Genomic DNA, 10884 nt, shown 5'->3' with positions numbered 1-10884 from the left:
TGAAGGGAAGCCAAAAATTATTCTAACATCTTGGTATTTAACCACTTTCTGTGCTTTATCTGGCTGAAGCCCCCAATCAGGCCCCGAAAAAATTCTGCTGCGACCGAATTGCTAGGGATTCCTTGGGACGGCGTACTGTCTAGCTGTTACTGATCGGCCGCACTGGAATCACATCGCAAAATCAATCGATCCAGTCGATCAGCTCAAAATCGCAACATCAATCATCCGAGTCTGACTGCGGTAGGCTGTGAGAGAACAAATCGCATAGTGATGCGGCAGTTCACCGCTGCGTCCGGTGTGCCTGTCAAGTTCCAATGTGCGCGGGTGGTGCCAGTCTCATGGGCTAATCGATCTAGGGAAGCATTTGCCCTCTTCATCGATGGAGCGTGAGCAATCAACCCTGCGGCTGAATCTAGATTGGTTAAAGATCAATTGAGTAATAGACATCCAGCATTCGCAATCGTTACAGAGTGCAAGATTCTTGGATCATCCAATGACTCAACAGCGACGAGTATTTGGGACGGACGGGTAGTGCCATCTCTTCTTCCAGCGTCGAGTATGCGATTGATTGACTTGATCTCGCTTTGACGAAGATCGTCAGCGAGTTCGCGGGACACGCACTTGGCCTCGCTACTGTTCATCCCGTATGCGCGCAGATTTTTCCTGAGTTCGCCAGCAGGCGAAGCGCACCCTAAGAGGAATAAAGTCGGTACAATCGCAATCGCCGTTAGGGCAAATTTCACATCAAGCTCCAATGTCATCAACTTCGGTCACAATTGCGAACACTCGCCTGTGTAAGCCGAGAGAGTCTGTTCAAGTTTTCTACAGGAACCACAAAAGATTAGTTCGTGAGACCATTGCGGCGCCATGCCTCGGCAAGCAGCGTTTCAAGTAGCTCGCCATGGCTGAAGCCGGCTTGTGCAGCCGCCTTCGCCATAACTTTCTCTGACCACAAATTGCAGTTCAGATTGATTTCAATGAAATTGATGGCCCCTGTCTTAAGGTCGAGCCGGAATTCGATGCGACCGTAATCGAAGGGCACGAATTCTTGAGCGACCTTTGTGGCCATTTCTTCAATCTTCGGAGCTAGATCGCTATCATCGAAACGCTTGAGAGCTGCTTTCTCGGTGTTTTGAACCAGGTCGCGCTTCTCGTAGTACGTCCAAAGTCTCTGCGTATCCTCACGCTCATACCAGAGCATAGGTAGGGCAATGGGATCGTTATTTATCGTGATGAAGGCGCATTGGACATCGTAGCCGTCCAGATAAGGCTCGACGATCGCATCGTGACCCTGGCCGTGGATATCTGCGATCGCATTGGCCACACCCGCCCAGTCGAAAGCGTCTGAAATCCCCCAGCTTGCCGAGGAAGCGTTAGGTTTGATGACCCAACGCCCTTCCCGGGAAGCCGGGAGGTCACTCTCCAACACTGGGCCACCCTTGCGATAGCAAAACCAGGCCGCTGTCGGCACGCCAGCATGCTTGCACACCAGTTTGGAAACTGATTTGTCGTCTCCAAGACCTCTCAAAAAAGGCATCGCGCCGAGATAGGGAATTCGATGCATGTTGCAGAGCGTCGGGATCAGCATCTCGCTGTTCACAAAGCCTCCACGATTGAGCAGCGGAAAGACAAAGTCGACTTCAGGACGCGAGAAAAGCACGTCGTAACTGTCTGCAAACTCTAAGTTGAGTCCAAGTTTCTCAAGGGAGACGCGAACCTCGTGATGATAGATGGCGTGATTGCCATCTTCAGGATGCATACCTCCGCCCCAAAGCGCATGCTTCGCCATGAATAGCGTCCGCACACGTTCCTTCGCCTCATCAGGAATGGAAATTGGCTGGAGGTCAGTCATCGGAAGCCTTTCGGGTAATTTCCAAAACTTACTTGCCTCTCCATCCCTCGGCCATCACCTCGGTTTCAGTTTCCCGGCCAAAGGCGTCGCCAACCATCACATCGCTTATGTAGTCACTCACCAACCGAGCGTCGGAGGCTGAGGCAGTTTGGTAGCCGTTTTTGGTCCCAGCACTTTCAGACCGTACCGCAAAGTCGATGCGCCAAGAATTCCGCTCGCGGCAGGCTACAGCGCGAACCGCATCGTCAGAACCGACTGCCATAAACTCGCGGCACGGGTCTCCGCTCGCACTAGCAAAGCTAAGCATAGGCTGAATCGATCCACCTGCTTCACCGAAGGCAACCGACTGTCCGCTCGGAGTGGATTCGAGCGCTTCAAACAGCGGATCCCCAGGTGCGACACGGGCGGCAATTTGTGCGTTGCTCCCAACGGTATTTCCTAGACGCGCACCTTGATAGAGCACACCGATGGTCAGCCCTAAGACAAGCGCAATCGAAGCTGCCAGTGCCGTCGGCCAGAATCGAGAGCCTCCCAACCTTCTGGGGCGATGGGCTTTGAGCGGCGCGACCGAGGTCTTTTCGCCAGCGAGCATCGCCATGACCGATTGAGGCAACCGGCGATCTACAACATTAGACGCCGCATCGCGCATTGTTGCATCTGCCTGCTCGAACTTCGCCAAGCGCGCCCGAAGGGCCGGATCACTGTCTAGCGCTGCACGAACTTCATCGGCTTGCGATGCACCAAGTTCGCCATCGAGGAAGGCGGAAAGCATTTCATCTGTAATTGTTGTCATTTTCCACCCCGTTTGATTGGGACGACATTTGCGCTTTCGCCCTGCACGCCATCATCGCCATCTGATGAACCATACTCCACGAGCTGATGCCTCGCGCGAGCCAGGCGGCTCATCACCGTTCCAACAGGAATATCGATTAGTTCAGCGGCTTCCTTGTATTTCATTCCTTCGACCGCCACGAGCATCAAAACCTCTCGAAACTCCGGCGCAAGAGAAGCTATTGCAGTTTCTGCTTGCGACAGTTCGATGTGGCCTTCGATAGCTGCCTCACCATCGAATACTGCCGCATCGGGCATGTCACCGATGTCTTGAGCTGCTCTGACATTCCGAAAACGCATCTCATCGATCCATCTGTTGCGACAAATGCGGAATGCCCACTTGCGAATATCGGCATCGCTAGGAGCGCCGCGTTCTAACAGCCGTTCCAACGTGTCTTGCAGCAGATCGTCCGCGTCATACGGATTGCCTGTCAGCGAATAACAGTAGCGCCTGAGCGGTGTCAGAACCTCAATTAGCTCGGCATGAAGCCCGGTGGCATTCTTACCTTGCATATGGAAATGACGTCTCAGGACGAGGTTTTATTCCCCTCGATGCCACACTTCTTTTCGGTTTGCGGATCATGGCCGGATCAGGCCATAGCCATAAACTTCATCGCGACCTCGTTCGCCCAAATCGAGCGCGCGACTGGCCAGCACCGAATATTGACGACGTAGATTGCTACATCGGCCTTCGCGAGCTTCGCAACGCAAGAGAAAGGCGGCAGCGGCAAAGGGTGCCGCGAAAGACGTCCCTGATTGGATATCATAGGTTCGCGTGCCCGCAACAGCGCTGCGGACATCAACACCCGGAGCCGCAAATTCGATATGCTCACCGCGCCCGGCAAGTCGATAGACGCGATTATCGCGACCAACGGCGGTCACTGCAATTACGCCAGGATACGCAGCCGGAAATGCAGGGGCGGAAACGGGCCCGCCATTTCCGGCCGCCGCGACGATTACCAAGCCTCGTTCCTGCGCTCGTTCTATCGCGGTTTGCAGGATTGTATTGGGGGGACCCGAAAGGCTCATGTTTACGACCGGTACGCGCTTTTCGATCATCCAATCGATAGCGCGCACCAAATCGGCAGCGGTAGTCGTAACTCCAGAATCAGGGTGAGAGACAAAAACAGAAGCGGAATAAAGCTTTGCTTCAGGGATGAGCCCTTCAAAACCGCGATCTTGTCCTACGAGAATTGAAGCAACGGCGGTTCCGTGGACACGCGGCTGTGGGGAGCCAGCTCTAGCAAAACTACGTGTCTCGATATTGCGGTCGTCAAGAGCGGGATGGCGCAGATCAATGCTGGTATCGATCAAGCCTATCCGACGGTTCGCAACTCTTGCTGCTTGGCGACGACTCAGAAACGAGGCGGGGCGGTAAACACCCTCTTCTGATCCCTCCCTGCGTTGTAGCATGCTGGGGCGATAAATGTGATTGTCATCAGATTGCAGGTTTGAGATCTCGGGCCTCAGACGCTCGATTTCCCGATCAATATCTTTGCCAAACGTGGCGACCCGAACAAGCACCATCCCGATGCCGGATAGTTCGCGACTGTCTACGATTTCAAAGCCGTTGGCTTGCAACCGCGCGACGTCTTCTGCTTCGACCAATACGAGCTTCTCGCCGAGCTGAATTTCCTGGCCCTTGTCGTCGAAACCGATCTCGAATTCGCCGCTGAGAAAAGCACTTGTTTCCCCTTCGCGGCTTTCATTTTCGTTGTCATTGTCGTCGTCAGTTTCGCGTTCGCGATTGTCCGCTTGTTCGTCCTCGGATTCTTCGTTTGTCTCTTGAGCTTCCTCGGCGGATTCTTCTGCGGCCTCCTGAGCCTCTTCAGCAGCTTCTTGAGCTTCTTCAGCGGATTCTTCCGCCGCCTCTTCGGCGGCTTCTTGGGCTTCTTCAGCGGACTCCTCGGCAGCGTCTTCAGCGGCATCATCCGCTGCTTCCTCCGCGGCATCCTGAGCCTCCTCAGCCGCCTCTTCAGAAGCTTCATCGGCAGCCTCTTCGGCAGCTTCTTCGGCAGCTTCTTCGGCAGCTTCTTCGGTCGCTTCCTCAGCATCCTCATCGACCTCTTGAGCGCCAAGCGGAGCCATGAACACGGCTCCCAGCAGCACAGCAGAGATGACAGGGTAAAATGTTTTCATCAAGTTCGTACTCTTTGGCCTAAGTGGCCGCTCGCATTTGACAGTGTAGACTTCCGTGAGCACCGCGGCGCAAAACTATAGCCAACACCTGGCATTGAAGCTGAGTTCGCCAGCTATGGGGCGGATAACAGCAACTAGGTCTGTCTCACTCCGCCCCATAGTAATCCATGAAGTTCGCGCTGTCTCTACAGCTCGAATAGAATACCAGCGTTCAAACGATTTTCGGTGTAATCGGCGGAGGGCAGGTTTGAATTGCGATCAGTGTAGCGATAACCGACCTCGACACTGAACCTTTCGCTGATCGGCACTGTCAGCTCGACATCGCCGCGAAGCCGATCCTCGGTGCGAATTGCACCGATTGAAGGGGTGATCGAGTCGTAGTCACGGTCCCTGTAGTCGACCCCGAATTGAAGGCGCGGGCCGTCACGACCGCCAGCGATCGGAAGCCTTAAATCAGCTCCAACTACAAAGCCGCTGTAATCGAACGCCGGATCAACTGTGTCCTCTTCTTCCCAGCGTCCGCTGACGGAAACGAACCCGGCATTGTCGCTAAAGAACTTGAAGACGCTCGCTCCGACCTGGTTGCCTTTCGCGTCGCGCCCATCAAGGGTCGCAAAGTCCTTGTCATTGTAAGTGTAGAACGCCCGCGCAAACAGTCCGTCTGCCACGAACCCCGACACGCTCGGCGTTACCGTATGCATATCGAACAAGCCGTCACCGCCGAGCCGAAAGTGCGAGAAGGCATATCGCGCTCCCACCCGTGCGCCAGCAATCCGCGTTGAAGCGTTTACATCGGCCACATGCGACTGGAGGTTAAACTCGTCAAAGTCGAGATAAACTGACTGACCAAAATCGTAGCCGAATTCGAGCTCGAACGAATCTGTGTCTACCGGCTGATACTCTACATCGGCACCAAATCGGAAAGCGACATCTCCTTCTGCCTGCTCGACGTCGATTTCATCGACGACCAACTGGCTGTCATAGATGGCACCGGCTTCAAGCTCGAGCGAGAACTCGTCTTGGGCGAAGGCACTGACTGGAATCAGAACTGTCGAACAGGCCAGCACCCGCGCAACTGCGAAAATTTTCATGGTATCGCTCCTCATACGGCGAGAGCGCGCCGAACCCTGATGTGGCGCGCCCCATTAATCAAGATTTGAAAATCGACTTAGTCGTCGAAGTCGTCCTCAGCATCCTCTTCCGCTTCCTCTTCGGCGGCTTCTTCTGCGGCCTCTTCAGCTGCCTCGCGAGCTTCCTCTTCGGCTTCTTCTGCAGCTTCGCGGGCCTCTTCTTCTGCCTCTTCAGCAGCCTCCCGAGCTTCCTCCTCAGCTTCTTCAGCGGCTTCGCGTGCTTCTTCTTCGGCTTCCTCAGCGGCCTCGCGAGCGTCTTCTTCAGCGTCGGCGATATCCTCACCTTGATCGTCGAGATCCTCCAGACGATCTTCCTCGATATCCGCTAGGTCTTCCTGCAAGTCCTTTTCGATATCAGCTAGCTCCTCGGCCAGTTCGGCCTCTTCTTCAGCGAGTTCCTCGTCGAGCTCGGCCATTTTCTCGTCAAAATCGGCCTGGGCTTCGGCAATATCTTCTGCTGATGCCGTTGGGTCATTCAGAACCGCTTCAAGTTCGCGCTGAGCTTCCGCACGCTCTTCTTCGATCTCGGCGACTTCCTCTTCGAATTCAGCGAGCGCCTCGGCGGCGTCCTTGTCATACTCAGCCTGGGCTTCCGCCGCATCGGCATCATATTCGCTTTGGATTTCCGTCGACTCGTCGTCCGCAAAATCCTGGGCTGCCAGGGGTGTTGTCGCCCATCCTGCGGCAGCGGCGAGCGCGAAAAGCGAGGTGGAGTATTTCATCGTCTTCATCTCTCGTTCCTTTCGGATCAATCCTAGTAATGCGCTGGAATCCGCGCACTCACAGCAAGGACGATCACTGGCGCAGGTTTATTCCCGCCAGCGGGCATAATTTTTTCAGGTTAAGCCATGGTTTACCACTCAAGCCACGGTTCTTGCGGAGAGAAGCAAGGCGAATTACTCAGCCTGTAGCATGCGTTTGCTGCCGCCGGGATGGATCGTGTATGTGAGCGGGGGCAGTCCAGTCTAAGAAGCCGATAGCTTGAGCTTCGTGTGGTAGTGGCGTGGTAACCGAGCTCTGCCTATAGTTCTGCTCCTGTTATTCTACAGACTTTTGCAAGCGCCCGCTTGCCACCTCCGTTTGCGTCAGAGTTAGAACGCACCTCCGACATCGCCAGCCCATTGGAATGGGAGCACCCTCCCGCCCGATTTAAGAACGTCCAGATAGTCGCTCCACCATTGGGCCTTCGGACTAAACTCGGGTGCTGCGCCTTCGCTCGACCAGCCCTTTGAGGCTTTTCGTCAGCACCAGCGTTGAGCTTCCGAGTTTGACGATCTCGATCTCACCTCTGGCGATGAGCACATAGAGGGTGCTGCGTCCGATCCCGAGATAGCGGCAGGCTTCGGGTACACGCATAGCGATCGGCTCGATGACAGGCTGGTGCTTCTGATCCTGAAGATCATTTGTCGTGTCTACTGTCGCCATCCCGGCCGGTCCTTTCATCTTTTTAGGTGATGACGGACCCGCCTGGGGATATGAAGGGGGAACAGGCTAGGCCCGCCATCGACACAGAGTATCGGTCGAACAAGGCCTATATCGCCAGATGACGTTTCTACGCTGGAGCCTGCGTTCGTGCGATGCTGTGCCGACAGCGCTCGATCCGAACGCATTCCGGACAATCGGACATCCGCTCGTATGCGACTGGACATGGCGCTTGCTATGCGTTGGGTTGACCCAATTGGCGCTCAAAGCGCAAGCCGTCTCTTCTTGTATTGAAAACAAACGATAATTCGAAAGGACCGGCGACTGGCGATCTTCGGCGCCGTCGCATATTGCCCAGTAAAACCAGCCACCTGCAGCAAGGCCGACGGCGCTGCTTTTATCTCGCGCTCATTTTCTCACGATAAATCAGACACCTATGGACAATCACCAGGACCAAGACAGCGCTGCTTCTATTGCTTATCAAAGCAGGTGATGCACTTGCAATGTCGCTGCTTCTGCGAAGGCACGGCGAACCGATCCGAACGTGCAGCAGGATTGCATCGCCGCCATTAGAGATGGGGCAGTTGGCTTGCGATGGATACTTGGTTTGGATTGCACCATATGCGTCAGCAAGACCCAACTGGACCTACTTCCGGTTTACAACTGCAATGCATTAATTGTGCCAGCAGGCGTGCATCGCGATTGCAGCGGCGGCGCAGCGCTGGCACACGGTCTTGCATGACCGATGATACCCATGCGCGTCTTCTTGCTGCAGTCCAGCGCGCACCTGCATGGCTCAGAGCAGAGTTTGCTTCGAAGGATGAAGCTGTGCGCATACGTGCAGAAGAAGCGCTGGCAGCCATGCTGGACAATGCACTCAAGGCGGGCGATCAGGTCAGTAACGAGACCGTTTCAGCCTGACTTCGCAGCATCCGCTTTCAGCTTTGCCAACCGCTCCGAACACACCTCATGGACGACGCGGCCCAGCTCTTCGACCTGTTCGCCGAGCCACTCAAGCTCTTCCTTCGTGATGCGGTAATGCTTCGAGTAGCGCGCCTTGACATAGGCCTCTTTCAGCTTCTCGAAGCGCGCGCGGTCACGCTTGGTTTCGCGCGGCCAGACGTATGTCAGGCGCGGATCGATGCGTTCGGCCTGGGTGCGCAGGAAGCCGAGATTGTGCACATGCGGGGTGTAAAAGGTACAGACGAGAAGAACGCAGTGGTAGAGGCGCTCGGTCGCTTGGTGTGTTAGGAAGGCAGCATCTTTCAGTCGGCCTTGGTCGACGCTGAATTTCGCTGTTTCCAACATGCCCGAAGCTGCTGGCATCCACTCATCAAAATACTCCTGCGCCATCGCTAGCGCCTGTTCGGGCGTCTTGGGCTTTGGAGTGTGCAGTTCGGTGTCGTCGGACTGGTAGAGCGCGATCCCGTCCTGCTTCACGTCCATGAAGAAATAGCGCCCGTGGGCGAGCCCGTCATTCACCTCCTGCAGCGTGTGAACGATGAAGTTGACCGGCGTTTTGAGCGACTTGGTCACACCATATTCGCGCATCAGCCGCTCATCGAGCTTCGACCAGTATTTCACCCGGTCGGTAAGGCGGTTGTCGTTGACGATGATGAGCAAGTCGTAATCCGACTGGTAGCCCTTGGCGGTGTGCGGCTCGTCGACCCAGGTGCCGCGCGCATAGCTGCCATAGAGGATCACCTTGAGGATGCGCCCCGCCTTCTTCCACTCGTGCCGAGCCAGCGCAAAGGCATCGTCGAATTCCTCGAAGATCAATTGCACCACGCGTTCGAGTTCGCGTTGCTTTTGCGGGGGCAGATGATCGAGGTCGGTCTTCATCGCTCACCCCCTAGCAAGCTGTTGAGATGCTTGCACCTGTGCGTAGCTTTACAATCCGCAATGATGAGCCATTCCCGACCGATCACACCGAGCCTGCAAGGTTGGCAGCACCAATCCACAACCGCCCTTGCCCAGCAAATTCCGCGCCAGGCGCGGCGACGGCGCATCCCAAAGCGCGAAAGGCGCCGCGCGCTGGCACTACAGCGAAGGCACAGGCAATCATGTTCAAACGTTTGCGCGACGTTGCAGCGGAACAACCTCGCCTCTTGCTCGCAGCTCATCCAGATAGTCGCTCCACCATTGCGCCATCCTCACCCGCTCATCCCAGTGTGCACCGCGATGATAGGCCGACCTGACCTTGTCGCTGTCGCCATGGGCCAATGCCCGCTCGATCGCATCGGGGTGCCACTTGCCACTCTCGTTGAGCAGGGTCGATGCCATCGCCCGAAAGCCGTGCGCGGTCATTTCATCGCTTGCATAGCCAAGACGACGCAAGGCAGCATTGATCGTGTTGTCGCTCATCGGGCGCGATCGGGTGCGGATGGACGGGAATACATATCCTGTGGGTCCGGTCATCGCCTTTGCCTCCTCCAGTATCTCAACAGCTTGGGTCGAAAGAGGGACAAGATGGGGTTTGCGCATTTTGGTCTTGGCCGCAGGCATCGTCCACAATGCACCCTCAAGATCGATCTCCTCCCATTCCGCGTGGCGCAGTTCGCCGGGACGGACGAACACATGCGGTGCCAGCTTCAATGCAAAGCGGGAGATTGGCTGCCCAGTGTAACCATCGATCGCGCGCAAGAGTTCACCGACGCGGGCAGGCTCGATGATCGCTCCATAGTGGGTGACGGTCGGCATTGTCAGCGCACCGCGAAGGTCGCGTGTCGGATCGGAAGGAAGCCTTGCCGTAGCAACAGCATAGCGGAAGACGGCTCCTGCCAGTTGCAGCGTTCGCCTCGCGCTTTCAAGCTTGCCCTGGTTCTCGATCCGGCGAACCGCTGCGAGCACGTCGATCGGCTCGATCTCTGTTACCGCCATGGGTCCGATCGATCCCGACAGAAGCGAGAGCAAATATTCGCATCGGGCGGCTGTGCTGGGAGCCCATGCCTTGTGGCCATCGCGCTTGCGCTTCTCGACATATTCGTTGGCTATCGCCGAGAAGGTGTTTCCGGACTGCATCTGCGCGCGAAGCCTGTTGCGTTTCTTTTCCAGTGAAGGGTCCTTGCCGCCTGCCAATAGATCCCGCGCCTCCCTTCTCCTGTTGCGTGCCTCTGCAAGGCCGACCTCGGGATAAATCCCGAGCGCCAGCTTCTTCTCCTTCCCGTTGAAGCGATATTTTAACCGCCATAGCTTTCCGCCACTTGGCTGGACGAGCAGGAACAGCCCATGGGAATCGCCCATCTTGTAGGGCTTCTGGCGCGGCTTGGCGTTGCGGATGGCGACATCGGTCAGCGGCATGAATCGGCTCCCAATCCTTAGACCTGGCCCCTCCCTGGGGGCCAGACAGCTCCACCCGGCCTACCACCGGCCCTCATTTGGCCCCCAAGCGCGATGGATGCGGGCGGAAAGCCATGATCGGTCCCGGACGGAACAAGCTCGAAAACCCGAGCTTTTCTAGGTGTTTAATACACCGTAACGGACAATTATGGAAGAAGGGAGTGGAGCGGG

General features: G+C 56.1%; 10 protein-coding genes. 1 reads left to right on the top strand and 9 read right to left on the bottom strand.

Going from position 1 to position 10884, the window contains the following annotated elements; all coding sequences use genetic code 11:
• Positions 1–841 precede the first annotated feature (841 nt).
• From ASS64_RS04395 to ASS64_RS04360, 7 genes are all read right to left on the bottom strand, one after another.
• Positions 842–1852 (bottom strand): phosphoribosylglycinamide synthetase, encoded by a 1011-nt coding sequence (locus tag ASS64_RS04395; protein WP_067690533.1) that lies wholly within the window; start codon positions 1850–1852, stop codon positions 842–844.
• Between the two features lie 28 nt (positions 1853–1880).
• Positions 1881–2645 (bottom strand): RseA family anti-sigma factor, encoded by a 765-nt coding sequence (locus ASS64_RS04390; RefSeq protein ID WP_067690530.1) that lies wholly within the window; start codon positions 2643–2645, stop codon positions 1881–1883.
• The gene (locus tag ASS64_RS04385; RefSeq protein ID WP_067690527.1) at positions 2642–3196 is read right to left on the bottom strand and encodes a sigma-70 family RNA polymerase sigma factor; all 555 of its coding nucleotides are present in this window, start codon (positions 3194–3196) and stop codon (positions 2642–2644) included. The genes ASS64_RS04390 and ASS64_RS04385 overlap by 4 nt, the downstream gene beginning before the upstream one ends.
• Positions 3197–3262: 66 nt before the next feature.
• Positions 3263–4822, bottom strand: a complete 1560-nt coding sequence (locus ASS64_RS16335; protein WP_157075080.1) for a S8 family serine peptidase — start codon at positions 4820–4822, stop codon at positions 3263–3265.
• A gap of 185 nt (positions 4823–5007) precedes the next feature.
• Entirely contained in the window at positions 5008–5913 is a 906-nt protein-coding gene (locus ASS64_RS04370) for an outer membrane beta-barrel protein (protein WP_198147641.1), read from the bottom strand.
• A 77-nt stretch (positions 5914–5990) separates the two neighbouring features.
• Positions 5991–6683 (bottom strand): hypothetical protein, encoded by a 693-nt coding sequence (locus tag ASS64_RS16790; protein ID WP_067690517.1) that lies wholly within the window; start codon positions 6681–6683, stop codon positions 5991–5993.
• 460 nt (positions 6684–7143) lie between these two features.
• Complete coding sequence (locus ASS64_RS04360; protein WP_067690536.1) at positions 7144–7377, bottom strand: helix-turn-helix domain-containing protein; 234 nt, start codon at positions 7375–7377, stop codon at positions 7144–7146.
• Positions 7378–8112: 735 nt separating this feature from the next.
• On the opposite strand from ASS64_RS04360, the gene ASS64_RS04355 reads away from it, so the two are divergent.
• Positions 8113–8295, top strand: a complete 183-nt coding sequence (locus tag ASS64_RS04355) for a hypothetical protein (protein ID WP_067690514.1) — start codon at positions 8113–8115, stop codon at positions 8293–8295.
• Here the strand turns inward: ASS64_RS04355 and ASS64_RS04350 are convergent.
• Together ASS64_RS04350 and ASS64_RS04345 are read right to left on the bottom strand one after the other, a co-directional pair.
• Positions 8287–9216 (bottom strand): HEPN domain-containing protein, encoded by a 930-nt coding sequence (locus ASS64_RS04350; protein ID WP_067690512.1) that lies wholly within the window; start codon positions 9214–9216, stop codon positions 8287–8289. The genes ASS64_RS04355 and ASS64_RS04350 overlap by 9 nt on opposite strands.
• 225 nt (positions 9217–9441) lie before the next feature.
• Positions 9442–10674, bottom strand: a complete 1233-nt coding sequence (locus tag ASS64_RS04345; protein ID WP_067690509.1) for an integrase arm-type DNA-binding domain-containing protein — start codon at positions 10672–10674, stop codon at positions 9442–9444.
• Positions 10675–10884: the final 210 nt, after the last annotated feature.

This window comes from Erythrobacter sp. AP23 (assembly GCF_001542855.1).
GTDB lineage: Bacteria > Pseudomonadota > Alphaproteobacteria > Sphingomonadales > Sphingomonadaceae > Qipengyuania.
The sequence above is the reverse complement of the archived record's forward strand: the minus strand, read 5'-3'. Positions and strand labels throughout refer to the sequence as shown.

Bases quoted from the DNA above. Each gene is read 5' to 3' on its own strand.
- ASS64_RS04355 (WP_067690514.1), top strand. From the start codon at position 8,113: ATGACCGATGATACCCATGCGCGTCTTCTTGCTGCAGTCCAGCGCGCA.
- ASS64_RS04350 (WP_067690512.1), bottom strand. From the start codon at position 9,216: ATGAAGACCGACCTCGATCATCTGCCCCCGCAAAAGCAACGCGAACTC.
- ASS64_RS16335 (WP_157075080.1), bottom strand. From the start codon at position 4,822: ATGAAAACATTTTACCCTGTCATCTCTGCTGTGCTGCTGGGAGCCGTG.
- ASS64_RS04390 (WP_067690530.1), bottom strand. From the start codon at position 2,645: ATGACAACAATTACAGATGAAATGCTTTCCGCCTTCCTCGATGGCGAA.
- ASS64_RS04370 (WP_198147641.1), bottom strand. From the start codon at position 5,913: ATGAAAATTTTCGCAGTTGCGCGGGTGCTGGCCTGTTCGACAGTTCTG.
- ASS64_RS04395 (WP_067690533.1), bottom strand. From the start codon at position 1,852: ATGACTGACCTCCAGCCAATTTCCATTCCTGATGAGGCGAAGGAACGT.
- ASS64_RS04385 (WP_067690527.1), bottom strand. From the start codon at position 3,196: ATGCAAGGTAAGAATGCCACCGGGCTTCATGCCGAGCTAATTGAGGTT.
- ASS64_RS04345 (WP_067690509.1), bottom strand. From the start codon at position 10,674: ATGCCGCTGACCGATGTCGCCATCCGCAACGCCAAGCCGCGCCAGAAG.
- ASS64_RS16790 (WP_067690517.1), bottom strand. From the start codon at position 6,683: ATGAAGACGATGAAATACTCCACCTCGCTTTTCGCGCTCGCCGCTGCC.
- ASS64_RS04360 (WP_067690536.1), bottom strand. From the start codon at position 7,377: ATGGCGACAGTAGACACGACAAATGATCTTCAGGATCAGAAGCACCAG.